This is a genomic window from Nocardioides sp. zg-1308 (assembly GCF_013155375.1).
GTDB classification, from domain to species: Bacteria; Actinomycetota; Actinomycetes; order Propionibacteriales; family Nocardioidaceae; genus Nocardioides; species Nocardioides renjunii.
In genome coordinates this window covers 769,896-794,394 of the sequence record NZ_JABJQY010000002.1, presented here as the reverse complement: position 1 = coordinate 794,394, position 24,499 = coordinate 769,896, and the positions used below count along the sequence as shown (strand labels likewise).

At 74.9% G+C, this 24,499-nt stretch carries 24 protein-coding genes; 17 read left to right on the top strand and 7 right to left on the bottom strand.

Annotation, left to right across the window (positions count from 1 at the left end):
• The first annotated feature begins 88 nt into the window (after nucleotides 1–88).
• The gene (locus HN031_RS05600) at nucleotides 89–337 is read left to right on the top strand and encodes a PspC domain-containing protein (protein WP_172267446.1); all 249 of its coding nucleotides are present in this window, start codon (nucleotides 89–91) and stop codon (nucleotides 335–337) included.
• Nucleotides 338–400: 63 nt separating this feature from the next.
• Complete coding sequence (locus tag HN031_RS05595) at nucleotides 401–877, top strand: group II truncated hemoglobin (protein ID WP_172267443.1); 477 nt, start codon at nucleotides 401–403, stop codon at nucleotides 875–877.
• Nucleotides 878–902: 25 nt separating this feature from the next.
• Here the strand turns inward: HN031_RS05595 and HN031_RS21380 are convergent, their stop codons facing one another.
• Together HN031_RS21380 and HN031_RS21375 are read right to left on the bottom strand one after the other, a co-directional pair.
• Entirely contained in the window at nucleotides 903–1,436 is a 534-nt protein-coding gene (locus HN031_RS21380; protein WP_172267440.1) for a dihydrofolate reductase family protein, read from the bottom strand.
• Nucleotides 1,433–2,008, bottom strand: a complete 576-nt coding sequence (locus tag HN031_RS21375; protein ID WP_172267437.1) for a TetR/AcrR family transcriptional regulator — start codon at nucleotides 2,006–2,008, stop codon at nucleotides 1,433–1,435. Before HN031_RS21375 ends, HN031_RS21380 begins: the two co-directional genes overlap by 4 nt.
• Before the next feature lie 105 nt (nucleotides 2,009–2,113).
• Between HN031_RS21375 and HN031_RS05580 the strand changes: the two genes are divergently transcribed.
• Genes HN031_RS05580 through HN031_RS05570 form a run of 3 tightly spaced genes read left to right on the top strand, consistent with a single transcriptional unit; the run spans nucleotide 2,114 to nucleotide 5,076 of the window.
• Complete coding sequence (locus tag HN031_RS05580) at nucleotides 2,114–3,139, top strand: hypothetical protein (RefSeq protein WP_172267434.1); 1,026 nt, start codon at nucleotides 2,114–2,116, stop codon at nucleotides 3,137–3,139.
• On the top strand, nucleotides 3,136–4,410 hold the full coding sequence (locus HN031_RS05575) for a glycosyltransferase (protein ID WP_172267431.1): 1,275 nt from the start codon (nucleotides 3,136–3,138) through the stop codon (nucleotides 4,408–4,410). The genes HN031_RS05580 and HN031_RS05575 overlap by 4 nt, the downstream gene beginning before the upstream one ends.
• A 39-nt stretch (nucleotides 4,411–4,449) precedes the next feature.
• Complete coding sequence (locus tag HN031_RS05570) at nucleotides 4,450–5,076, top strand: maleylpyruvate isomerase family mycothiol-dependent enzyme (protein ID WP_172267428.1); 627 nt, start codon at nucleotides 4,450–4,452, stop codon at nucleotides 5,074–5,076.
• A gap of 16 nt (nucleotides 5,077–5,092) precedes the next feature.
• Here HN031_RS05570 and HN031_RS05565 read toward each other — a convergent pair whose 3' ends face one another.
• Nucleotides 5,093–6,574: an MFS transporter gene (locus HN031_RS05565; RefSeq protein ID WP_172267425.1), complete on the bottom strand. Its 1,482-nt coding sequence runs from the start codon at nucleotides 6,572–6,574 to the stop codon at nucleotides 5,093–5,095.
• On the bottom strand, nucleotides 6,571–7,917 hold the full coding sequence (locus HN031_RS05560; RefSeq protein ID WP_172267422.1) for a M20/M25/M40 family metallo-hydrolase: 1,347 nt from the start codon (nucleotides 7,915–7,917) through the stop codon (nucleotides 6,571–6,573). Before HN031_RS05560 ends, HN031_RS05565 begins: the two co-directional genes overlap by 4 nt.
• 159 nt (nucleotides 7,918–8,076) lie before the next feature.
• Between HN031_RS05560 and HN031_RS05555 the strand changes: the two genes are divergently transcribed.
• From HN031_RS05555 to HN031_RS05545, 3 genes are all read left to right on the top strand, one after another.
• Nucleotides 8,077–8,217: a hypothetical protein gene (locus HN031_RS05555; RefSeq protein WP_172267419.1), complete on the top strand. Its 141-nt coding sequence runs from the start codon at nucleotides 8,077–8,079 to the stop codon at nucleotides 8,215–8,217.
• 95 nt (nucleotides 8,218–8,312) lie between these two features.
• Nucleotides 8,313–10,076, top strand: coding sequence for an ABC transporter ATP-binding protein (locus tag HN031_RS05550; RefSeq protein ID WP_172267416.1), 1,764 nt, complete (start codon nucleotides 8,313–8,315; stop codon nucleotides 10,074–10,076).
• A complete protein-coding gene (locus HN031_RS05545; RefSeq protein WP_172267413.1) occupies nucleotides 10,073–10,927 on the top strand; it encodes a serine/threonine-protein kinase in 855 nt (284 codons plus the stop codon). Before HN031_RS05550 ends, HN031_RS05545 begins: the two co-directional genes overlap by 4 nt.
• On the opposite strand, the gene HN031_RS05540 is transcribed toward HN031_RS05545, so the two are convergent.
• A complete protein-coding gene (locus HN031_RS05540; RefSeq protein ID WP_172267410.1) occupies nucleotides 10,874–11,470 on the bottom strand; it encodes a nitroreductase family protein in 597 nt (198 codons plus the stop codon). The genes HN031_RS05545 and HN031_RS05540 overlap by 54 nt on opposite strands.
• Nucleotides 11,471–11,695: 225 nt before the next feature.
• Between HN031_RS05540 and HN031_RS05535 the strand changes: the two genes are divergently transcribed.
• From HN031_RS05535 to HN031_RS05495, 9 genes are all read left to right on the top strand, one after another.
• Nucleotides 11,696–12,913 (top strand): allantoate amidohydrolase, encoded by a 1,218-nt coding sequence (locus tag HN031_RS05535; protein WP_253943023.1) that lies wholly within the window; start codon nucleotides 11,696–11,698, stop codon nucleotides 12,911–12,913.
• Complete coding sequence (locus HN031_RS05530; RefSeq protein ID WP_172267407.1) at nucleotides 12,910–14,223, top strand: formimidoylglutamate deiminase; 1,314 nt, start codon at nucleotides 12,910–12,912, stop codon at nucleotides 14,221–14,223. Before HN031_RS05535 ends, HN031_RS05530 begins: the two co-directional genes overlap by 4 nt.
• Before the next feature lie 20 nt (nucleotides 14,224–14,243).
• The gene (hutI, locus tag HN031_RS05525; RefSeq protein ID WP_172271311.1) at nucleotides 14,244–15,428 is read left to right on the top strand and encodes an imidazolonepropionase; all 1,185 of its coding nucleotides are present in this window, start codon (nucleotides 14,244–14,246) and stop codon (nucleotides 15,426–15,428) included.
• Between the two features lie 389 nt (nucleotides 15,429–15,817).
• Nucleotides 15,818–18,739, top strand: coding sequence for an AAA family ATPase (locus tag HN031_RS21890; RefSeq protein WP_172267404.1), 2,922 nt, complete (start codon nucleotides 15,818–15,820; stop codon nucleotides 18,737–18,739).
• An 81-nt stretch (nucleotides 18,740–18,820) separates the two neighbouring features.
• Nucleotides 18,821–19,903 (top strand): hypothetical protein, encoded by a 1,083-nt coding sequence (locus HN031_RS05515; RefSeq protein WP_172267401.1) that lies wholly within the window; start codon nucleotides 18,821–18,823, stop codon nucleotides 19,901–19,903.
• 56 nt (nucleotides 19,904–19,959) lie between these two features.
• Nucleotides 19,960–20,727 carry a sucrase ferredoxin gene (locus tag HN031_RS05510; RefSeq protein WP_172267398.1) on the top strand — a complete coding sequence of 256 codons (768 nt, stop codon included), beginning with the start codon at nucleotides 19,960–19,962 and terminating at the stop codon, nucleotides 20,725–20,727.
• Nucleotides 20,728–20,862: 135 nt separating this feature from the next.
• Nucleotides 20,863–21,129: a hypothetical protein gene (locus HN031_RS05505; protein WP_172265510.1), complete on the top strand. Its 267-nt coding sequence runs from the start codon at nucleotides 20,863–20,865 to the stop codon at nucleotides 21,127–21,129.
• Between the two features lie 101 nt (nucleotides 21,130–21,230).
• Nucleotides 21,231–22,247 (top strand): cupin domain-containing protein, encoded by a 1,017-nt coding sequence (locus tag HN031_RS05500; RefSeq protein ID WP_367650661.1) that lies wholly within the window; start codon nucleotides 21,231–21,233, stop codon nucleotides 22,245–22,247.
• Nucleotides 22,244–23,146 (top strand): sucrase ferredoxin, encoded by a 903-nt coding sequence (locus tag HN031_RS05495; protein WP_172267395.1) that lies wholly within the window; start codon nucleotides 22,244–22,246, stop codon nucleotides 23,144–23,146. The genes HN031_RS05500 and HN031_RS05495 overlap by 4 nt, the downstream gene beginning before the upstream one ends.
• Before the next feature lie 18 nt (nucleotides 23,147–23,164).
• Here HN031_RS05495 and HN031_RS05490 read toward each other — a convergent pair whose 3' ends face one another.
• A complete protein-coding gene (locus tag HN031_RS05490; protein WP_172267392.1) occupies nucleotides 23,165–24,187 on the bottom strand; it encodes a hypothetical protein in 1,023 nt (340 codons plus the stop codon).
• Nucleotides 24,184–24,483: a hypothetical protein gene (locus tag HN031_RS05485; protein WP_172267389.1), complete on the bottom strand. Its 300-nt coding sequence runs from the start codon at nucleotides 24,481–24,483 to the stop codon at nucleotides 24,184–24,186. The genes HN031_RS05490 and HN031_RS05485 overlap by 4 nt, the downstream gene beginning before the upstream one ends.
• Nucleotides 24,484–24,499: the final 16 nt, after the last annotated feature.

The window sequence follows — 24,499 nt, the reverse complement described above, 5'->3', positions numbered from 1 at the left end:
CCTCGGGGTCGAGCAGGGGCAGATCCCGATGGCGCACGGCCGCCGCGCGGAGGAGGCTGGACCCATCAGTCGACCCACCGGAGGAACCATGGACAACATCCGCGCCGCACTCGCCCGCCAGGGCCTCGTCCGCTCGCAGGACCGAGGGATCATCGGCGGTGTCTGCGCCGGCGTCGGGCGCCGGCTGGGACTCACGCCGTGGGTCACCCGTCTGCTGTTCATCGTGACGCTGTTCGCGGTGCCGGGCAGCCAGCTGCTGATCTACCCGCTGCTGTGGTTCCTCATGCCCGCCGAGGACAGCCTCGTCGCGACGACCGCGCAGCACCGGACCCGCTGAAGGCCGGGCGCACCGCCCCCGAATGGGGATGCGCCCGCGCGCCGCATGCGGTGGACTGTCCCCATGGGCGTCGACGAGCCGGGGCTGCCGAGCCTCTACGACTGGGCCGGCGGCCTGGTCGCGCTGCGGCGGATGATCGACTGCTTCTACGACCGGGTGGAGGCCGACGACGCCCTGTCGGGCTTCTTCCCCGGAGGGGTCACCGAGCACCACCGCGGCCACGTCACCGACTGGTGGGCCGAGGTCCTCGGGGGGCCGGACACCTACACGCAGCGCCACGGCGGCTACGAGTCGATGCTGCGCCACCACCTCGGCCTGGCCATCACGCCGGCACAGCGGCACCGGTTCGCCACGACGATGAGCCTGGCCGCCGACGACGCCGAACTGCCCGCCGACCCGGAGTTCCGGGCGGCGATCATCGGCTACCTCGAGTGGGGGACCCGGCTCGCCATGGAGAACTCCCAGCCCGGCCCCGGCGCCGTCGAGCACGCCCCGACCCCGCGGTGGGGCTGGGGCGTCGCGCCGCCCTACCAGGGCTGAGCCGCGGCGCGACGCAGCAGCGGCGCTAGCCGTGGTGCACGCGGTAGGTCGTCTGGACCATGCCGCCGCCGAGCACGGCGCTCCTCTCGACGCTGAGGTCGATGTCGTGCGGAAGCGAGCCGAAGAGCGGGATGCCGGCGCCGATGAGGACCGGGACCTGCGAGATGGTGAGCTCGTCGACCAGGCCCGCCGCCAGGCAGGACCGGACGGTCGAGGCGCCGTCGACGTAGACGCCGCCGGCCCGCATGCCGTCGAACAGGTCCGATGCCTCATCGAGGCTGCGGACCACGCGCACCCGGTCGTCCTGTCCGGCTGCGAGCGTCGTGCTGAGGACCACGACGGGCGTCTCCGCATAGGGCCAGGGGTCGAAGCCGCGAGCCACCTCGTAGGTCGCCCGACCCATGAGGATGACGTCGACGCGCTCCATGAACGCCGCGTAGCCGGCGTCCCCCGCGGCCTCGCCCCGGGTCACCAGCCAGTCGAGCGACCCGTCGGCCCGAGCCACCTGGCCGTCGACGCTCGTCCCGATGAAGACGAGTCCTTCCCACGTCTTCGTCACGGCTCTCTCCACCTCTCCATGTCGTTGTCGATGACGGCGAGCGCACGGGTCGCCGCCTGTCCTGTCCTGTCGATGGCGCTCGCGACGGCGACGCCGGCGAGCAGGTCCAGCCACAGCGCTGCCGTGTCCGCCGGGGGCTCGCGGCGCAGCTGCCCGCGGTCGTACGCGTCGCGCAGCGCGGACCGCAGGTAGGCGGCCTGGCCCTCCCGGCCACGGGCGAGCAGCGGGCGCGTCTCGTCGTCGACGATCTCGTCGAGCAGCAGCGTCAGGTGACCCACCACCTGACCCGGGTCGGCCGTGGTGGCCAGCCACCCGGTCACCCAGTCCCGGACGTGTCCGAGCGGGTCGTCGACCGACGCCGGGTCGTATACGGGCAGGTCGCGGACCCACGCCGTCACCACGGCCAGCAGCAACCCGCGCTTCGAGCCGAACCGCTTGACGACGGCAGCGGGCGTCACGCCGACCTCCGCCGCCACCTCGGACAGCGACCAGGAGCCGTCGCCCCGACGGGCGGCGGCCGTCGCCGCGGCCGCGACGAAGTCGTCGTCGGACACGGTGCGGGGGCGGGCCATGGCAGTTAGTGTATGTCTGTTCACTAACGGCCGCAACTGGGTGGGAGGGTCTGTCCCACGCTTTCGGGGGAGGACGGCGCCGGCGACACGCGGGAGGATGACCGCGTGCCGAGCCCCCCGACCCGACGGAGCGGCACGCCGTCGGCTCCGCACCACCTGCTGGTGGGGGCGGACACGCACGGCGTGACCCGCTACGCCGGCGAGGTCGCCGCCGCGACCGGCGCACCTGTCGTCCGCGACATCGGCGACCTGGCCGCGGGGGCCGCGGTCCACCTGCACCTCACCGACCGGCTGTTCGGACGCGATCCCGCGGAGGCCGCGGCGACGGTGGAGTCGCTGACGCGACTGGTGCACCTGACCGTGACGCTCCACGACGTCCCCCAACCCACCGACGGACCGGTCTTCCGGGCCCGCGCCGCGGCCTACGGCCGCATCGTGCGCGCCAGCCGCGCCTGGGCCACGAACTCGTGGCACGAGCATGCGCTCGTCAACCGCTGGAGCGACGCGGACGCTCAGGGGACGGTGATCCCGCTGCCGGTCTCGCGCCCCGGTGACCACGGTGGGACGGGCGACGAGCCGGCCGTGCACCGGGCCCCGGCGGAGCCGGTCCTCGGGGTGTTCGGCTTCGTCTATCCCGGCAAGGGCCACCGTCAGGTGGTCAGGGCCGCGGCCGCCCTGCGGCGGGCCGGGACGCCGGCGCGGGTGCGCGTCCTCGGCGGCGCCGCCCCCGGTCACGCCGACGAGGTCGAGGAGCTCATCCGGTCGAGCCGCGCGCGCGGGGTGCCGGTGGAGGTCACCGGCCGGGTGCCCGAGGCGGACCTCGTCCGCGCGCTGCGCGGGGTGACCGTGCCCGTGGCGGCGCACCGCAACGTGTCCGCGTCGGGCAGCCTGAACTCGTGGATCGCCGCGGGACGCCGGCCGCTCGTCCGCGACGGCGCCTACGCCCGTGAGATGTCCGCGCTGCGCCCCGGGACGACCACGATCTTCGACGACGCGACGCTGGTCCCGCGCCTGGAGTCCGCGCTGCTGGGGCCTGCTGCGACCTGGACGCCGCCGGGCGCCGACCTGGGGCCGCAGCTCGAGCACACCGCCGCGGCCTACCGGGCGTGGTGGGCGTCGGTGACGGGGTGACGGCCCCGCCCTGGGGCACGAGCGTCCCGGGCAACCGCTGGGACCTCGCACCGTCCGCAGCAGCGCGACGTACGGTCTCGGTGGTCGTCGCGCACTACGAGCAGCAGGACGAGCTCGACCGGACCCTCGCCGCGCTGTCTCGGCAGACGCGGGTGCCCGACGAGGTGGTGGTCGCCGACGACGGGTCGCGGCAGGCGCCGGTCGTCCCGCCCGGGGTGTGGCTGGTGCGGCAGGACGACCGCGGGTTCCGCGCCGCCGCCGCCCGCAACCTCGGCGTGGGCGCGACCTCGGGCGAGGTGCTGGTGCTCCTCGACGCAGACACCGCGCCCGAGCCGGAGTTCGTCGAGCGCATGGTGGCCCTGCCGGAGGCCCTCCCCGAGGCGCTGGTCGTCGGGCGCCGCCGGCACGCCGACCTGGCCGGCAGCGACCCCTCCGATCCCGTCGAGCGCGTCGCCCCGCCGCTCGAGCTGCCCGAGCCGGACTGGCTGCGATCCGCCTACGTCGACTCCCGTGACCTCCTCGACGCCGACGCCACCAGCCACCGCTTCGTGATCAGCGCCGTCCTCGCGTGCAGCCGGTGGTGGTACGACGAGGTCGGCGGCTTCGACGAGGACTTCCGCGCCTACGGCGGCGAGGACTGGGAGCTCGCGCACCGGTCCTGGGCCGCCGGTGGCCTGGTGGCGCACCGTCCCGACGCCGTCGCCTGGCACGACGGCCCGGATGCCGGCGCGCGCGACCGCGACCCCGGCTCGCGCCTCGCCGAGACCGTGGGCGTGGCCGACCGCACCTCGGCCACCGGCACCACGTGGCGCGGCCTGGCGCGTGGTCCCGCCGACCTCGTCGTGACCTGCGCCCCGGGCCTGGAGGACACGGAGCTGCTGGTCACGGTCGACTCGCTGCTGGCGGCGCTGCCACGTGCCGTCGTACGCCTCGGCGACGCGCACCTCGCACTCGTCGGCCCGGACCCGCGCGTGGTCTCCTCGGCGGAGCCGGTGCCGGCGACGGCGCTGCGCCACCTCGACGTACGCCGTGGGGTGACCGGGGACGCCGCGGCGTGGGCCGCCCTGGCGGCGGGCCTCGACGGCCGCACGGGCTGCCGGGCGGTGGCCGACGGCTGCGCCGAGCTGCAGGACCTCCGCCTGCTCCGCCGCGCGGCGCGGTGGGGTCGTCCCGACCTCGCACCGCAGGGCGGTCCCCTCGAGACGCGGCTGCGGCCCTGGACTCCCGACGTCACGCTGGCGGCGTGGTTCGGGGGTTGGGCCGGCGCCTGACCGGCTCGGTTGTCAGGGCGGGCTGGCAGGGTCATCCGCATGACCGACGTGTGGCAGCTGGTGGCCCAGGAGCGCTGGGCGCTCATCGACGACCTGACCGGGCTGGACGACGACCAGTGGGAGACGCCGAGCCTGTGCCCCGGCTGGACGGTGCACGACGTCGCGGCGCACCTGGTCGACAACGCGCGCACCACCCGGCTCAGCATCGTGCGCGACATGGCGCGGGCGCGCTTCGACTTCGACAGGCAGAACGCACGCGGCGTCGCCCGGGCGAAGGGCGCGACGCCGCAGGAGACCCTGGACCGGCTGCGCGTGGTGGCGGACCGCAGGACCACTCCGCCGGCGCCGCTCGACAGCCGCCTGGTCGAGGAGGTCGTCCACGGGGAGGACGCGCGGCGACCGCTCGGCCTGGCCCGCGCCCACCCCTCGGAGCCTGTCGAGCGCGCGCTGTCCCACCAGCTGCGGACGTCCGTCGGTCTGGGCGGCGGCAGGCAGCGCGCGGCCGGGGTGCGGCTGCGGGCCACCGACAGGGACCTCGTGCACGGGGACGGGCCCGAGGTGGCAGGACCTGCGCTGTCCCTGCTGATGGTGGTCTCCGGGCGGGGGCAGGCGCTCACCGACCTTGATGGACCGGGGGTGGCGCAGCTCGCCGCCGCGGTCGGCTGAGCTCGGGCCTCAGGACCTAGACGATCTCCGTCACCTCGGGCCGGTCGCCGAAGGCGTGCCTGGGCGCGGCCATCAGCGCGAGGGCGGCGAGGAACGACGCACCGGCGCAGACCGCCCAGACCGTGAGGTAGCCGCTGAGCGGGGCGACCTTCTCCGCCGCCGCGTCGAGCGAGCCGGTCGCGGTGAGGGCGATCGCGAAGATCGCCGAGGCGATGGCGCCGCCGACCGTCTTGGTGCCGTTGGTCATGCCGGTGGCGATGCCCGTGCGCTCCGGCGGGGCAGCGGCCGCGGCCGCGGCGGGCAGCGCGGCGACCAGGGCCCCCGAGCCCAGGCCCGCGACGCCCATGTTGATGAGGGCCTGCCAGGTCTCGTCGTGGAACGGCAGCCAGAGCAGGTAGCCGACGCCGACGAGGCAGCACGCGACCACCAGCGCACGGCGTACGCCGCCCAGCAGCCGCGTGGTGAGAGGCAGGGTGAAGGCGCCGATCGCCAGCGTCACGACGTAGAGACCGATCAGCGTGGAGATGAACGCCGGGTCGGCGCCGAGCCCGTAGCCGCGCTCGGCCGGGTCCGCCTGGGCGTACGTCGACAGCGGGATCTGGCCGCCCAGCACGGGGATGCCGAAGAGGAACGCCGTGAGCTGGATCGGCCACTGCGCCGGGCTGGCGAGCAGTCGCACGTCGACGATCGGCTGGGCGTGACGCTGCTCGAAGCGCCAGAAGGCGACGAACGCGGCCACGGCGAGCACGATGGTGAGCCAGCCGCGCGCCGAGCCGGGGCCGTCGAGGCGCAGCAGCACCAGTCCGCCCATGAGCACCCCGAGGGCGACCGTGACCAGGCCGAGGCCGGTCCAGTCGATGCTGCCGCCGGCGTCGTCACCGGGCGCCTGCTCCACCCCGGCGAGGATGACGAAGAAGACCGCCGTCACGACGACGGCCGGCAGGGCGAGCAGGAGGTTCATGTCGAGGGTCTCGACGAGCAGCCCGCTGGTGACCGCGCCGATGATGACCGCGAGCTCGAGCGAGCCCACGAGGATCGCGGCACCGCGCCGGGTGAGCAGCTCCTGGCGCCCTGACGCCCGCGTGCGGCGGTGGACGATCGCGATCTCCAGCGGCAGCCAGACGACGTACGCGCCCTGGATCGCCCAGCCGATGAGGAAGGTCGTGAAGCCCGGCGCGAACGCCAGCCACCACGAGCCCAGGGCGGTGACGGCGGTCGAGAGCAGCAGGACGCGCTTGTGGCCGACGAGGTCGCCGAGCCGCGCGAGCAGCGGGATGCAGAGGGCGCTGACGATCAGCTGCGCGGCCTCGAACCAGTTGACGTCGCCCTCGCTGATCGAGAGGTGCTCGGCGATCTGCGGGTAGATCGGCGTGTAGTAGCCCTGCAGGATGCCGCTCGCGACCTCGACCAGCACGAGGAAGCCGACGACCGCCGCCAGCCCCTTGACGGCCGTGTGCGCCGGTGGCACCTGGATCGGTGCCGGCGGGATCTCCGTCATGCGGGAAGCCTCTCGATGAGCAGCTGGTACCACCGGGCGCCGTCGACGAGGTCGGCGACGCCGATGTGCTCGTCGTAGGAGTGGATCGCCTGCCGCTGCGCCTTGGTCATCCGGAAGGGGGCGAAGCGGTAGACGTGCTCGCTGATCGCGCAGAAGTGGCGCGAGTCGGTGGCCGCCATCATCACGTAGGGCGTCGCCACCGCCTCGGGGAACACCTCCGCGATGCACTCCTCGACGAGCTCGAACGGCGCGTCCATCGGAGAGACCGGCGACGGTTCACCGGCGTCCACCACGTCGATGCGGATGGAGTCGTCGGCCACCGCCTTGCGCACGTGCTCGACGACTCCCTCCACGGTGTCCCCGACCATCACGCGGACGTTGAGACCGGCCCTGGCGGTCGAGGCGATCACGTTGAGGGCGGGGGAGCCGCTCAGCGTCGTGGTGGCGACCGTGGTGCGCGTCATGGCGGCGGCCTCCGGACCCGCCGCGAGCAGCGCCCGGGTGACCACCGGTGCCAGCCGGTCGGCGCGGCCCAGCAGCGGCGCGAGGACCGGGCGCAGCGGCATCGGGACGTGCGGGGCCAGGCGGCGCATGAGCTCGAGCGTCGGTGGAGGTGCGGACGCGGGGAACGGCGCCTTCTCGATCCGCAGGATCGCGCGGGCGATCCGGGCGGTCGGGCCGTTCCTGGCGGGGGTCGAGGCGTGCCCGCCGCGTCCCTCGGCGACCAGCTCGAGCGACGTCGTGCCCTTCTCCGTCACCCCGATGACGCCGAGAGGGGCCCGCACGCCGGGGAAGGCGCCACCCGCGATGGCCCCGCCCTCGTCGAGCACCAGCCACGGGGTCACGCCCCGCTCGCGGAGCACCTCGACCGCGTCGACGGCCGAGGGGCCGCTCACCTCCTCGTCGCAGCCGAAGGACAGCCACACGTCCTGCGCCGGGACGTGCCCGGCCTCGAGCAGCGACTCCACGGCCTCGCAGATGCCGGCCACGCAGCCCTTGTCGTCGAGCGTGCCACGCCCCCAGATCGCAGGACCCACCGCGGAGTCGTGGACCTCGCCGCCGAAGGGGTCGTGCTGCCAGGGTGCCTCGCCGTCGACCGGTACGACGTCGAGGTGGGCCATCAGCACCACCGGCCGCTCGGCGCTGGCGCCGGCCCACCGGAACAGCAGGCCGTGCGAGCCGACCCGCGTCAGCTCGAGCCGCTCGTGGAGCAGCGGGAACCAGGTGGCCAGCTCGGCCAGGAGGCGGTCGAAGGCCGCGGCGTCAACCCGCGACGGGTCGCGGTCGGAGACGGTCGGGATGCGGACGAGGGCCTGCAGGGCGCCCACCACGCGTTCGGTCATGCGCAGACCGTAGCGCCGGGCGGCCCCCGGCGGTCCGGGTTGCCGGACGACGGTGATGAGGACCCTCTCATCGTCGCCTCATGACCGCGTCATGCACCGGCTCCAGAGTCTTCCTCGTCAGCCGGGAAGTCCCGGGTACCGAAACCGAAGGAGGCCACCATGGCCCGCTCCGGAATCCTCACCGCCCTCGCGCCGGCCGTCCAGGCCCGTCGGGGCGACTCCTCCAGCGACGACGGGCGCCGCCGCCGGCGCCGCCGGCGTCGCCGCAACCGCAGCCGGTCGCGCTCGCGCTCGAGCTGAACCGAGCCCCACCGCGACGGGTGGGCGGCCGCTCCCGGCCGCCCACCCGTCGTGCTCGTCCCACCCCCCTTCCCCCGACCGAGCAGGAGCGCCCGATGTCCGTACGCCGTCGCCTCGGCAGCCGCCTGCGCGGTGCCCTCCGAGCCGCCCCCGAGCAGGAGGCGCTCGTCGACGTCGCCGCCTCGATGCGGCTCGTCGACATCGCCCGCCGCTTCTGGCCGCGGCTGCGGCCCCTGCGCTGGTGGCTCCTCCTCGGGCTCGTCCTGCTCACCGCCGCGCCCCTGGTCTCGGTCGCGGAGGCGCTGCTCTACCAGCGCCTCGTCGACGACGTTCTGGTCCCTGCGGCGTTGGAGCCGCTCCTCCTGCTCGCGCTGCTCTACGTCGCGCTCAACCTGACCAGCGGGGTCGTCTCGGGGGCCGACGACTACCTGTCGACGTACGTCTCCCAGCGGTTCCTCGTCGACCTGCGCCGCGACGTGTTCTCGCACGTGCTGTCGCTCCCGGCCGCCACGCACGACCGCCGCCGCCTCGGCGACACCCTCACCCGCCTGACCTCCGACGTCGCCGCCGTCGAGCGGTTCATGGTGACCCAGGTGAGCGAGGGCGTCGGCGCGCTGGTGCGGCTGCTCGTCCTGGTCGGCGCCCTGGTCTGGATGCAGTGGCAGCTCGCGCTGGCCTCGCTCGTCGTCGCGCCCCTCTTCTGGTGGGTCTCCACCCGCTTCGCCCGCCTCACCCGCGACGTCTCGCGCGAGCGCCGCCGCCGCGGCGGGTCGCTGGGCAGCGTGACCGAGGAGGCCCTGGGCAACGCCGCGCTCGTGCAGTCCTACGGTCGCGAGGACCGCGCGGTCGCGTCGTACGACGGCCACAACCGCGCCATCGCCGGCGCCGAGCTCGCCGCGAGCCGGATCCGCGCGCTGTTCCTCCCGCTCGTCGACCTCGCCGAGCTCGTCGGGGTGCTGCTGGTCGTCGGGCTGGGCGTCTGGGCGCTCGCCACTGACCGGCTCACCCTCGGCGGGCTGCTGGCCTTCCTCACGCTGCTCATGCAGTGCTTCGGCCCGGTGCGCACGCTGGCCGACCTGGTCCCCGCCCTCTACTCCGCCAGTGCCGGCGTCGAGCGGGTGGTCGAGCTGCTCGACGAGCCCGCCGGCGGCGACCGTCCGAGCGCGACCGCCCTGCCGCCCGGTCGCGGTGCCCTCGCGATGCACGCGGTGTCGTTCACCTACCCCGGCGCCCCGCGCCCGGTGCTCTCCGACTTCTCCCTCGAGGTCGGTGCCGGCGAGGTCGTCGCGCTGGTCGGGCCGAGCGGGTCGGGCAAGTCGACGCTCGGCCGGCTCGTGGCGCGCCAGCTCGTCGCGGACGCGGGTCGGGTGACGATCGACGGGCACGACGTGGCCGCGCACACCGCCGCGTCGGTGCGCGACGCCGTCACCGTGGTCCACCAGGAGCAGCTGATGCTCGACGCGACCGTCCACGACAACCTCGTCCTCGGGCGGCCCGACGCCACCCGCGCGGAGGTGCGCGACGCTGCCCGGACCGCCGGTGCGCACGAGTTCGTCGAACGTCTGCCCCACGGCTACCAGACCCGCATCGGCCAGCGCGGCCGTACGCTCTCCGGCGGGCAGCGTCAGCGGCTGTCGGTGGCGCGAGCCCTTCTGCGTCCGAGCCGCGTGCTGGTGCTGGACGAGCCGACGACCGGCCTCGACGCGGACGCCGCCCACCGGCTGATGGCTGCGCTGACCGAGGGTCCACGCGATCGCACGGTGATCGTGCTGACCCACGACCCCGTCGTGCTCGAGCACGTCGACCGTGTGGTGTCGCTCGACGCGGTGGACCGGGTGCTGTCGGAGGCTGCGCGGTGACGCGCCGGCACTCGCCCACCGGAGACCTGCCCGCCGGCTACCGACCGATCGCCCTGCTGGCGGACGGTCGGCGGCTGGAGACCTGGGACGCCTGGGACGAGGACCGCGGCACCCGCTGCGTGGTCAAGCTCCTGCGCGCGGACCGGCGTGACGACCCGCGCGTGCGCCAGGCGGTGCTGCTCGAGGGGCACCTCGCCACGACGCTCGCCCACCCCCACCTCGTACGGGGCTACGACGTGCTGGACGACCCGCCCACGGTCGTGCTGGAGACGCTGCGCGGGGCGACCCTCTCGGCGCTCGTCGAGGAGGAGCCGCTCGGCCTTGCCGATGCCGCCGAGCTCGGCTGCCAGCTCGCCTCGGTCCTCGGCTACCTCCACCGCCACGGCTGGCTGCACCTCGACCTCAAGCCCGACAACGTCGTGGTCGACCACGGCAAGGCGGTCCTCATCGACCTCAGCCTCGCCGGTCGTCCCGGGACCGGTCGGCCCGGTGCGGGGACGCGCGGCTGGCTGGCGCCGGAGCAGGCCACCGGTCGCGGGCTGTCGGCCGCCACCGACGTCTGGGGCCTCGGCATGACGCTCATCGACGCGCTCGCCCGCACCGCGCCGTACGGCGACGAGGCGACGTGGGACAGCCGGCGCCGCTGGCCGCTGGTGCACCGGCGGATGCCGGTCACGCCGAGCGGTCTCGACGAGGTGCCGGCGCCGGTGCGCGACCTCCTGCGCGCCTGCGTCGACCTCGACCCGGCGGCGCGACCGCTGCTGGCCCAGGTGCGCGAGGCGCTCGACCCGCTGCGCTCACCAGCGGCCGCGGTGGACGACGTCGTCGCGCCGCTCCCGACGCGCGGGTGAGCCCGACGAGCCGGTGTCCGTCAGCCGGTGCCCGACCGTGATCGCCCCGACGGGCGCGTGGTCGTCCGGGACCCCGAACGCCGCCCGGAACGTCGCGACGTGCTCGCCGGGGATGCCGAAGAAGCACGCTCCGAGGCCCTCGTCGACGGCCGTCTGGAGGATCAGCAGCGACGCCATCCCGGTGTCGACCCACCAGTACGGCACCGGCCACCGGTCCTCGCTCCGGTCGGTCCAGCCCTTGTCGTCCTCGGCGTAGCGCTCGAGGTAGGCCCGCCTGCTGGCCAGCGGCACGATCACCACCGGCGCGGTGCGCATCCCGTCGAGCCACGCGTTGTGGGTGTCGGGGTCGGCGCCGGTCGACTCCCAGAACAGCGCGACGTCCGCGGGCGTGTCGAGGACGAGGAACGCCCAGCCCTGCGTGAAGCCGGCATTGGGCGCGCGCTGCGCGTGGGCCACCATCCGGTCGACGACCGCCGGGTCCACCGGGTCGGGTGCGTAGCGGCGGACCATCCGGCGGCGGCGTACGACCTCGCGGAACTCCATGGAGGCCATACTGTCCTGCGCCTCCGCTTCGCCCTCGGCGCGTGCCCGAGGCGTCGTACGTACACGTTCCTAGATGCCGCCCCGCCACCGGACCGCCGAGGGCAGCTTCTCGGACACGTGTCCGCTGTGTGTCAGCGAGCCTGAGGGCACACCCTGTCTGGCATCCGAGACTACATGCCGACGTCCTGCGTTGACCGGGATCGGCGATCCCGGTGGACTGGCGCCATGCCCAGCAGCCGAGCGTTCGAGGACATGTGGCGCGACCTGGCGCCGGTGGGGCGGTCGGCCTCGTCGGGAGGCTACTTCCGGCAGCCGTGGGCCTCGGCCGAGACCGAGCTGCGCGCGTGGTTCGCCGAGTCGTGCGCGTCGCGTGGCCTCACGGTCGGGACCGACGGCATCGGCAATCAGGTGGCGTGGTGGGAGCCGAGCACCCCGAGCGGCGCGCCGGGCGTGCTCACCGGGTCGCACCTCGACTCGGTGCTCGACGGCGGGGCGTACGACGGCCCGCTCGGGGTGGTCTCGGCGCTGGCTGCGGTCGACGTCCTGCGCGATCGCGGCTTCGAGCCGTCGCGGCCCCTCGGGCTGGGCGTCTTCGTCGAGGAGGAGGGCTCCCGCTTCGGACGCGCCTGCCTGGGATCCCGGCTGGTCACCGGCGCGACGACGTGGGACGAGGCGCGCGAGCTGCGGGACCGCGACGGGGTGTTCCTCGCCGACGCCGTCGCCGACGCCGGGCTGGACCCGTCCGCCGGTCTGCTCTCCGTTGACCGGGTCGGGACATTCGTCGAGCTGCACGTCGAGCAGGGCCGCGACCTCGTCGACCGCGAGGTCGCCGTCGGGCTGGCCAGCGAGATCTGGCCGCACGGCCGCTGGCGCTTCGACTTCGCCGGCCAGGCCAACCACGCCGGCACGACGCGCATGGAGGACCGGCGCGACCCGATGCTGACCTGTGCGATGACGGTGCTGGCCGCCAACAAGCAGGCCCGGCTGGCCGGTCAGCGCGCCACCTTCGGACGCCTCGCCGTCGAGCCCAACGGCACCAACGCCGTGCCGTCGCGGGTCACCGCGTGGCTCGACGCCCGCGCCTCCTCCGACGACGGCCTGGCGACCATGGTCGCCGAGATCAGCCGGCAGGCCGACGACCGCGCGGGCCGCGACGGCACCTCGCTGGTCGTGACGCCCGAGTCGGTGTCCGGCTCCGTCGGCTTCGACCCTGACCTCGCCGCCCGGCTCGCCCGCCTCGGCGACTGGCCGGTCGTCCCCACCCAGGCGGGGCACGACGCCGGGATCCTGTCGGACGCCGGCATCCCCACCGCGATGCTCTTCGTGCGCAACCCCACCGGCGTCTCGCACTCGCCCGACGAGCACGCCGAGACGGCTGACTGCCTGGCCGGCGTCGACGCGCTGGCCGACGTGCTCGCCGAGCTGGCGGGTGCGCCCGCGTGACGGCGTACCTCCTCGAGCACGCCTGGCTCGGCGACCGCTTCCACGACGACGTGCTGGTCGAGGTCGAGGACGGCCGGTTCACGTCGGTGACGCCCGACTCGGACCCGCCCCGCGCGGTCCCGGTGCGCGGCCTGGTGGTCCCCGGGCTGGCGAACACCCACAGCCACGCCTTCCACCGGGCGCTGCGCGGCCGCACCCAGCGCGGGCGCGGCACGTTCTGGACCTGGCGCGAGCGGATGTACGACGTCGCCGCGCGGCTCGACCCCGACACCCACCTCGCCCTCGCGCGGGCGACGTACCGCGAGATGGCGGCCGCCGGGATCACCTGCGTCGGCGAGTTCCACTACCTCCACCACCAGCCCGACGGGCGGCGCTACGACCACCCCGACGAGATGGGCCTGGCCCTCGTCGAGGCCGCGCGGCAGGCCGGGATCCGGGTCACGCTGCTTGACACGCTCTATCTGTCTTCGGGGTTCGGTGCTCCGCCCGAGGGAGCGCAGGTGCGCTACAGCGACGGCTCGGTGGACGCCTGGGCCGACCGCGTCGACGCCCTGGCCGTCGGCCCGCATGCCGTGGTCGGGGCGGCGGCCCACTCCGTCAGGGCCGTGCCCGCCGACGACCTCGGCGCCGTGGCCGGCCGTCTCGGTGACCGACCGTTCCACGTCCACCTCTCCGAGCAGGTCGCCGAGAACGAGGCCTGCCTCGAGGCGTACGGCGTCACGCCCGCGCGCCTCCTGGCCGACCGCGGCCTCCTCGACGGGCGTACGACGCTGGTGCACGCCACCCACCTGACCGACGCCGACGTCGCGCTCGTCGGCGACGCCGGTGCCCACGTCTCCTTCTGCCCCACGACCGAGCGCGACCTCGGGGACGGCACCGGCCCGAGCCGGCGCCTCCACGACGCCGGTGCCCGGCTGACCCTGGGGTCCGACAGCCACGCGGTCATCGACCTGTTCGAGGAGATGCGCGCCGTCGAGCTCGACGAGCGGCTGGCCACGCAGCAGCGCGGGCACTGGTCCGCGGCGGAGCTGCTGACGGCCGTGACCACCACCGGGCACGCGTCGCTCGGCTGGGACGACGCGGGCGCCATCGCGGTCGGCCGGCGCGCCGACCTCGTGGTGCTCGACCCGACCTCGCCGCGCACCGCCGGCACCGGCCGCGACGAGAACACCGTCGTGTTCGCGGCGACCGCCGAGGACGTGCGGCGGGTCATGGCCGACGGTAGGTGGGTCGTCGAGGACGGCGACCGTGCCGCCATCGGCCGGGAGCTCGACGACGTCGTCAGCCGCATCTGGGAGGACCTCCGATGACCACCCCGACCACCGCCTCCATGACCACCGTGATCACCGGGATCGGCGAGCTGGTCACCAACGACCCGGCCCGCGCCGAGCAGGGCGGACTGCTGGGCCTCGTGCGGGACGCGGCCGTCGTGCTCGAGGGCAGCCGGGTCGCCTGGGTCGGCCCGGCCGCCGACGCCCCCGCGGCCGACGTGCAGGTCGACGCCGGCGGTCGCGCCGTCATCCCCGGCTTCGTGGACTCCCACAGCCACCTCGTCTTCGCGGGGGACCGGTCGGCGGAGTTCGAGGCGCGGATGACCGGGCAGCCCTACACCGCAGGCGGCATCCGCACCACGGTCGAGCGGACCCGTGCCGCCACCGACGAGCAGCTCACCTCTCACGTCGCCCGGCTCGTCGCCGAGATGCGGGCCCAGGGCACCACCTCGCTGGAGATCAAGAGCGGCTACGGGTTGTCGGTCCACGACGAGGCACGCAGTCTCGCGGTGGCCCGCCAGTTCACCGACGAGACCACCTTCCTCGGTGCCCACGTCGTGCCGGCCGGCACCACTCCCGCGGACTACGTCGACCTGGTCACCGGCCCCATGCTCGCGGCGGCGGCGCCGCACGCCCGGTGGATCGACGTGTTCTGCGAGGACGGCGCCTTCGACGTCGACCAGGCGCGCACCATCCTGGCGGCGGGGTCCGACAGCGGCCTGCGCGGACGGCTCCACGCCAACCAGCTGACGTACGGCGCCGGCGTGCGGCTGGCCTGCGAGCTCGGCCTCGTCGCGGTCGACCACTGCACCTTCGTCTCCGACGACGACGTCGCGGCGCTGAGCGATTCCGGCACCATCGCGACCCTGCTGCCGGGCGTGGAGTTCTCCACCCGGCAGCCCTACCCCGACGCCCGCGGGCTGATCGACGCCGGCGTACGCGTCGCGCTCGCCAGCGACTGCAACCCCGGCTCGTCCTTCACCTCCTCGATGGCCCTCTGCATCGCCCTCGCGGTCCGCGAGATGCGGATGAGCCCGGCCGAGGCGCTGCACGCCGCCACCGCGACGGGCGCCGCCGCGCTCGACCGCGACGACGTCGGGGTGCTCGTGCCCGGGAAGGCGGCCGACCTCGTCCTCCTCGACGCGCCGTCGTACGTCCACCTCGCCTACCGCCCCGGCGTCCCGCTCGTGGCCGGGGTGTGGCAGGCCGGCCGCCCGGTCGTCGCCGCCCCCACCCCCGGATAGTCCCCATCGAACGGGCTGCGCGGAGACCTCGCGCACGACCCGATCGATGGGGACTACCGGCCGGTGGGCTACCTCAGGGACCCCCGTACGCCACCGCGCGCCGCATCTGAGGTAGCCGGACCACCGCGAATAGGGCACGCGCCCGATGTCCGCGCCTACCTCACGGACGGAATCTCTCCTCACGGCCCACAACGGGCCGGACGAGAAGAGGAGAAGCACATGTTCAGCACCGACAGCTTCCTGGGCGCCGAGATCACCTACCGGCAGGACCGGATCAGGAAGGACTACGGGCACCGTCGCTGGACCCGGGTCCGCACCGACGACACCCAGAAGTGACCCGCACCGCGATCGACCCGCCGATGTCGGAGCGGCACGACACAATGTCGTCCGTGCCGGCCCTGCGGACCACCGATCTCATCGGACGCGATGCCGAGCTGGAGCAACTCACCGCCCAGCTCGGCATTCGCACGTCCGGAGCCGACCGGACGGTGCGCGCGATGCTGGTCGCCGGCGACGCCGGTGTCGGCAAGACCCGGGTGCTGATGGCGCTGCGCGACGTCGCCCTCGAGGCCGGCTGGCAGGTCGTCGCCGGCCACTGCCTCGACCTCGCCGACAGCTCCCTGCCCTACCTCCCCTTCTCCGAGGTGCTCGGCCGGATGATGGCCGACGAGCCCGACGTCGCCGCTCGCGTCCTCGAGCAGCACCCCACGCTCGCCCGCCTCCAGCCGGGCCGGCGCATCCGCAGCAGCGAGACCGCGTCGGGCGACCAGGCCCTCGACCGCGGCAACGTCTACGACGCGTTCGGCGACCTCCTCTCCGCCGTCGCCGCGCAGGCGCCGCTCCTCGTGATCGTCGAGGACGCCCACTGGGCCGACGAGTCCACGCGCGACATGCTCAGCTTCCTGTTCTCCCGCCCGGTCCCGGGCGTCTCGCTGGTCGTCTCCTACCGCGCCGACGACCTGCACCGCCGCCACCCGCTCCGCCGCCAGGTCGCGGAGTGGATGCGGATGCGTGGCATCGACCGGCTCCAGGTCGAGCCGCTCGCCGACGACGACGTACGCATCCTCGTGAAGGCGCTGCACCCCTCGACGATGTCCGAGGCGGAGTACGCCTCCATCGTCGACCGCGCCGAGGGCAACCCGTTCTTCATCGAGGAGCTCGTCGGCGCGTCGTGGTCAGGCCAGGTGCCCGGCGAGCTCGCCGACGTCCTGCTCGTCCACCTCGACCGGCTCGACGAGACGACGCGCAAGGTCGTCCGCATCGTCTCCGTGGCGGGCCGGCAGGTCAGCCACGGCCTCCTCGCCGCGGTCTCCGACCTCGGCGCCGCCGAGCTCGAGACCGCCCTCCGCAACGCCGTCGAGTCGCACGTCCTGGTCGCCTCCCGCGGCGGCACCTACGCCTTCCGCCACGCGCTGCTCGGCGAGGCGGTCTACGACGACCTGCTGCCCGGCGAGCGGATGCGGCTCCACGCCGACTTCGTCGCCGCGCTGGGGGAGGGCCGCGCCGTCGGCACCGCCGCCGAGCTCGCGCAGCACGCGCGTCGCGCCGACGACCGTCCCGTCGCCATCCGCGCCTCGATCGAGGCGGGCGAGGAGGCGCTGGCCGTGGGTGGCCCCTCCGAGGCCGCCACCCACTTCCTCGACGCGCTCGAGCTCGTCGACACCGCCCGCGTGCCGGTGACCGACGTGGACGTCCTGGCCCTGGCCCGGCGCTGCGCGGAGGCGCTCGTCGCCTCCGGCCGGGTGCCCAAGGCGGTCAAGGTGCTGCGGGCCCGCCTGGCGACGCTGCCCACCGAGGGCGCCGAGATCCAGCGTGGGCAGCTGCTCACGGCGCTCGCCTCGGCGCTGCTGCTCACCGACACCACCGACTCACCGCACGAGACTGCGGCCGAGGCGGTCGAGCTGCTGCGCGGCGCGCCGCCCAAGCTCCTGGCCCGCGCGCTGCTCGTGCACGCCCAGAGCCTCGGCGGCTGGCACGCCGACGAGGCGCGGGCCATCGCCGTGCAGGCGCTCGAGATCGCCGAGCGCAACGACCTCACCAGCCTGGCCGTCGAGCTGCACACCACCGTCGCGGGCCTCGACCCCGACGGCAGCGCCAGCCCCAGCGCCGGCTGGCGGGCGGCGGCCGAGCGGGCCCGCCGGGCCGGCCTCATCGAGCCCGAGCTCCGCGCGCTCTACCTGCTCGGCCGCCTGCACCAGGACGAGGGCGACCTCGACCGGGCGGTCGAGGTCTACCGCGAGGTGATCGAGCGCAGCGAGGTCGGCGGCCTGACGTGGTCCCCCTACCCCGCCGAGTCGCGGCTCCTCCTCGCCGTCGCGCTCACCCACCAGGGCCGGCTCGACGAGGCGTGGGACCTGCTCGACGTGAGCGGGCAGAACCCGCCGATGGTCTTCGAGTGGCTCTACTTCGCCCACCAGATGCTCATCTGCATCGGCATCCGCGGCGACGACCACGGCAAGGCCCTCGACCGGCTCCGCGACTACTGGGGCACCGACGGCCTGACCGCGATCTCGGCCGGCAGCGCCGAGCTGATGCGGGCGGCCGCGCGCGGCGACGCGGCGGGCGCGGTCGCGGTCTACGACGAGGTGGTCGCCACCGTCGTGCCCCTGTGGCACGACTGGTTCCAGGCCCGGCTGCGCCTCGCCACCCTCGTGGTCGGCGCCCTCGCCAACGCGGCGCCGCACCAGTCCGCCGACGAGCGCGACGCGGCCCGCGCCGACGTCGAGCGGATGATGTCCGACGGCGGGCGGGTCATCGACTTCTACGCCCCCTACGACGGCAGCCACGGCCCCGAATACCGGATGTGGGTGGCCCGCCGCAGCGCCGAGCACCTCCGCTGGCGCTGGCTCGCGCAGGTCGACCCGCCCAGCAGCGACGAGCTGGTCGCCGCGTGGCGCTCGGCCGAGGAGACGGCGGTCGCCTACGGCAGCGTGCCCGAGGTCGCGCAGGCCCGCGTCCGCCTCGCTGGCGTGCTCCGCGCGGCGGGCGACGCCCCGGGTGCCCGGGAGGTGGCCGACCTCGCCCGCGCGTCCGCCCACGCCATGCGCGCCACCGCGCTGCTCGCCGAGCTCACCGCGCTGGGGTCCGCGCCCGCGCCGGCCACGGGTGCCGGCGACGACACGGTGCTCACCCCGCGTGAGCGCGAGATCCTCGCGCTCGTCGCGGAGGGCCGGAGCAACGGCGAGATCGGCAAGCAGCTCTTCATCAGCACCAAGACCGTCTCGGTGCACGTCTCCAACATCCTCGCCAAGCTCGACGCCGCCTCGCGCACCGAGGCGGCCGCGGTGGCGAGGCGTCGCGGACTGCTCTGACACAGTGCGGGCACGACCGTTTGCCGGTGGACCACCACGGGTAGGCAGCACTCGACCGTCCCCCGGACCACGGAGCAGCCCATGACCTCAGGCCGACGCCTGACCGCAGCACTCGCCGCGACAGCCCTGTCCCTCCTCGCCGCACCCGCCGTGGCGGGGCCCGCCGACGGTCGCGGCGCCGCTCCCGATGCCCTCCTGTCCACCCGGGACGTGCCGGAGGTGGTGCCGCCGGTGCTGACCGCGCCGGAGCGCTCCGCGAGCGCCACGGGCGACCGGGGCGACCGGGCACCGTCCGCCCGCGCCTACCGTCGTCCTCTCTTCGCCTTCTGGGGCGCGAAGTACAACCGGATCGACGGCTTCGCCTTCACCACCGCGACCCGCGGCTCGGGCACCGGCATCCAGGTCGAGGCAGCCTGGAAGACCTACCGCGGCGTCCGGCCGATCCTGCCGAAAGTGTTCGTGCAGGCGCGCGTCGACGGCGGGAAGTGGACCAAGGTCGCGGGCACCAAGGGCAGCATCGGCAAGCAGTACGTCGCCGCCCGGGTGCCGGCCCACGTGGTGCCGACGGGCGTGGCGGCCCAGACCGTCGACTACCGGCTCACGACCAAGAAGCCGACGAAGGGCCCCCGGCGCGCCCGGCGCAGCGTGTCGTCGAAGCCGGTCTCGGTCCGCTTCGAGAACCCGGCGGCCTACACCGGCGACGCCGCACGCTTCTACGCCCCGATCGCGGGCCTGTGCCCCAACGCGAGCGTCACCATCGACACCACGGGCCTGACCGGCGACCGGACGGGCGTGTTCAACTGGCAGCACGGCATCGTCATCGACGCCGCCACCCTGGCCACCCTCACCGCCGAGCCCGAGGTGTCGAAGCTCGGGATCGCGATCCACGAGTGCGCGCACATGAAGCAGTTCTACAACTGGGGCGGCACCCGGCAGACCTGGGACCAGCTCGTCGCGCGCTCGGCCGAGGTGTTCGTGCCGGACGTCAACCCCGACCCGGCGGTCCCGACCATCCCGATGGCGCCCGACTGGGCCCCGCTCGAGCACGCCGCCGACTGCGCCAAGGAGCTCATCTCCCCCGAGCGCTACCGGACCTACGGCGGCTACTGCAACCCGACGGAGTCGGCCGCCGCCGGGCTGCTCTGGCAGAACCAGCGCTACTGACGCGGGCCCACACCCACGGAGGGTCTGGCCGACCAGGCGTCGGCCAGACTTCTCCCATGCCTGACTTCCGGTGCTCCTCGGCCAGCGTGGAGGACGCCGAGCCCATCGCCGGCACGGCGCCCACCGACACCGACATCCTGTTGGTCGAGGCGCCCGGGCCGTGGGGACGCGACGCCGTCACCGACAACCGGCTCCCCGGACTGGTGCGCGACCACCTGGCCTCGCTCGAGGCCAAGGTCCTGCTGGTGCGCCGCTGCGACGGCAGCGCCGGCCCCGGCACGCGCGTCTACCGGGCGCGGGCGACCGAGGGCGGCTACGACGTCCGCACCGCGGTGCTCGACCGGCCCGAGGACCTCCTCGAGCCGTCCCTCCTGCGCGACCCCGCGGCCCTCACGGCGTACGACGGCCCGCTCTGGCTGGTCTGCACCAACGGCAAGCGCGACCGGTGCTGCGCCGAGATCGGCCGGCCGATCGCCGGGCGGCTCAGCGCGCGGTGGCCCGAGGGGACCTGGGAGACGACGCACCTGGGCGGGCACCGGTTCTCCGGCACGCTCCTGGCGCTCCCGAGCGGGCTGACCCTGGGCCGGTTGGACCCGGACACCGCGCTGGCCGTGTGCGAGGCGGTCGAGCGGGGCGAGGTGCCGGTGCCGTGGATGCGTGGCCGCGCGGGCCGGTCCGGGACGGAGCAGGTGCGCGAGCTGCACCTCATCGGTGGCGGTCACCCCGACGACGAGGTGGTGCCGGCGCCGGGCCCCGCGCGCCGCCAGTCGTGCGGCGACGACAAGGTCAAGGGCACCACCCGCTACGAGGTCCGCACCGCCTGATCCGCCTGCCCCTGGCGGACCGCTGGACGGCCCGGTGACCCCGCCCCGCGGGGTGTGGGACGGTGGAAGCGGCGAGCACCAGACTCGACGCGTATCCCGGGACGGACGGTCCGCCCGGGCAGACGAGGAGGATCCATGACGACGACTCCTGACAACCCGCTCGGCGACGACGAGATGAGCACCGAGGGCGTCGACCCCACCGGTGTGGCGGCAGGCCCGAGCACCGACGCGGACGGCACGGACGCCGACGCGACGGACGGTGACTCCACCGACGCGACCGACGGCGACTCGACCGACGCCGACTCGACCGACGCCGACGGCACGGACGCCGGCGGCACGGACGCCGACGGGACCGACAGCGACTCCACGGACGCCGACGGCACGGACGGGACCGCGCTCTGAGCGCTCTCGACCGCCTGACGGGCGACGCCCAGACCTTCATCGACAAGGTCTGGGCGTCGCGTGTCCACGTCCACCGCACCGACCCCGGCCACGGCGCCGAGGTGCTCTCGCTGGCGCACGTCGACCACCTGCTCACCGAGACCGCCATCCGCGCGCCGGCGGTGCGCGTGGCCCGCAACGGCTCGGTGCTGCCCGAGTCGGCCTTCACGCGCGGCGGCAGCCTGGCGGGCAAGCCGCTGACCGGCCTCGTCGACCCCGTGAAGCTGATGGGGCTGCACGACGAGGGCGCGACGATCGTGCTGCAGGGGCTGCAGCGCTACTGGACGCCCGTGGGCGACCTCGTCGCCGAGCTCGAGCTCGAGCTGGGCCACCCGTGCCAGGCCAACGCCTACCTGACCCCGCCCGGTGCGCAGGGCTTCGCGGTCCACTCCGACTCCCACGACGTCTTCGTCCTGCAGACCCACGGCACCAAGCTCTGGGAGATCCACGGCGACGGTGGTCCGGGCGAGCTGCTGCTCGAGCCCGGCGTGGTGGCCTACCTCCCCACCGGCACGCCGCACGCCGCCCGCGCGCAGGAGGAGGTCTCCCTCCACCTGACCATCGGGATCAACCAGCTCACGTGGCGCAGCCTGCTGACCCGCGAGGTCGGCCGCCTGCTCGCCCAGGTCCCCGACGAGCACCTGCCGGCCGGCTACCTCGACGACCCGTCCCGGTTGGCCGACGGCCTGACCGACCGGCTCGCCTCCCTCACCGACGCCGTACGACGCCTCGATCCCGCGGTGCTGGCCACCGACCAGGCGACCGAGTTCCTCGGCAGCCGCCCGCCCCGCGTGGCGGGGGCCCTGCTGGACCGCGCCGCCCTGGGCACGATCGACGCCGACACCCGGCTGCGACGGCGCCGGGGGCACCCCTGCGAGCTGATCGACGACGGCGACAGCGTCCGGGTCCTGCTCGGCGACCGGGTCCTGCGCGTCCCGGCCCGCGTGCGTCCCGCGCTGGAGCACGTCGCCGCGCACGCCGAGCTCACCCCCGGTGCGCTCACCATGCTCGACGCCGGGAGCGCCCTGGTCCTCTGCCGGCGCCTGGTGCGGGAAGGGCTGCTCGAGGTCGTCCGGTGACCGCGTTCCGCTGTGCGGTCGCCAGTCGCGCCCGCGGCGACGAGCTGGCCGGCACCGCCTCGACGGTGCGGAGCTGGCTCCTGGTGGAGCGCGGCGGCCCGTGGGGCAGCGACGCCCTCCGCGACGCCCGCCTGCCCGAGGGTGTCGGAGCCCACCTGCGGGACCAGGCGCGCCGCCACCGGGTGCGGGTCCTGCTCGTCCGTCGCCCCGGCCGGCAGCAGGACGGCGGGACCACCCGCGTCTTCGCCGCCCGCTCAGCCGGAGCGGGCTCCTGGCTGGAGACGGCGGCGCTCGACCGGGTCGCCGACGTCGCCGACCTCGACCTGGCCGCGCTCGGTGCCGGCCGCTCGCCGGGTCTCGAGCCCCAGGCTGCGCCGGTGCTCGCGGTGTGCACCCACGGCCGCCACGACGCCTGCTGCGCCGAGCTCGGCCGCCCCCTCGCGCGGGCACTGGCCGACGGCCCGCACGCCGACCAGGTCTGGGAGTCCTCGCACGTGGGAGGCGACCGGTTCGCCGGCAACGTCGTCGTGCTGCCGCGGGGTCTCTACTACGGCGGGCTCGACGCCGACACCGGGCCCGCCGTCGCGGCCGCGACCGCGTCCGGCGAGCTCCTGCTCGACCACCTCCGCGGGCGCTCCGACCTGCCGATGGCCGTGCAGGCCGCCGACGTCGCGCTGCGCCGCTCGCTCGGGCTGGTCGGCCTCGACGACGTCCGCGTCCTCGGCGCCCGCGCCGACGGCGACCTGACGACGACCAGGCTCGATGCCGTCGGGCACGGGGTGCGGGAGGTCGTCGTACGCCGGGTGCTCGGCGAGGAGTGGCACCTGCTCACCTGCTCGGCCCGGGGCGAGAACGCGATCCCGCGGCACGAGGTCGTCGAGGTCCGCGAGACCGCCTGACGCGGAGGAGTGCCCGGCTCAGCCCAGGCGGTCCTTGAGGTCGGCGGGCTGGGCTGCGGTCCGCGGCCCCTGCGGCAGGTCGGCGCGCTCCCCGACGACGCGCGTGCGGCCCTCCTCGGCCGCCTCGAGGTTGCGGGCGGCCCGGTCCGCCTGGGCCACCTCGCGCTCGGCGACAGCCTCCGCGTCGCGGGCCTCGACCCGTGCCTCGGTGAGCTCGCGGTGGAGCGCCTGGACCTTCGCGGCCTGCGCCTGGATCTCCTCGGGCGGCCGCTCGGCGAGCACCATCTCCTCGAGGTCACCCAACGCCGCCTGCTCGCGACGCTTGAGCGCCTCGACCGTGTGCCGGGCGGCGTCCGCCGCGTCGTTGGCCTGGACGGCCTCCATCGCCTCCTCGGCGGCCTCGCGCCGGAGCTCGCCGAACCGCACCTGGTGGACGTTGCGTGCGACCAGCTTGGCCTTGTCCTTGTCGGGGTGGACGCCGGCGTGCTCGGCGAGCGCCCGGGCCAGGTCGCGGGTGGCGGCGCGGCGGGCGTCGCGGAGCTCGACCTTGGCCTCGAAGCACGTCTGGTAGGCCTTCCAGTCCCGCTCCCAGGCGTCGACCTCCTTCTGGGGAGCGTCGCCGGCGATGGTCTCGACGGGTGGCCAGATGCGCTGGTCGCGGATCTCGAGGCCCGCGGAGACGGCGTAGGCGCGGAGCTGCTCGAGCCCCTCGCGGTAGCGGCGCAGGGCGTCGGAGTAGGCGTTGATGGCGCGGCCGAGGCCGCGCAGGTTGTCACGGACCGCCGCCGACTCCTCGTGGCGGCGAGCGGCACGGTCGCGCAGGGTGTCGGCGGCCTCGCCCGCGAACACCTCCTCGGAGAGGTGGGCGGTGCGCTCGAAGCCGTCGACGGCGAGCTCGACCTTGCCGGCCAGGCGACGCACGGAGTCGCCGTAGCCGTCGATCCTGTCGGGCTCGAGCCAGTGGTAGTGGCAGCCGATGGGGTTGCCGAACGTCAGCCCGTCCTGCTGGGCCTCGGCCCTGTCGGCGACGACCTTGGTCATGGCTTCACCTGGTCCAGCTTGATGGCCACCGCGGCGGCCTCGCCGACCATGATGTCGAGCTCGTCGAAGTCGATGATCGACTCGTCGATGGCACTCGCGATGTTGCGGCACCTCGTGGCGACCTGCTCGGCGTCCTGGACCAGGCTGCGCACCCCCTCGACCATGAGGTCGCGCCAGGGGAAGTCGTCGGCGGGGTGGTCGATCTCGCCGAGCGCGGCCCGCAGCTCCTCACGAGCGGAGTCGAGCTCCTCCTTGGCGCCCCGCAGCGCCCGCTGGTTGACAGCAATCGGCCTCATGGCGACCTTCTGCCCC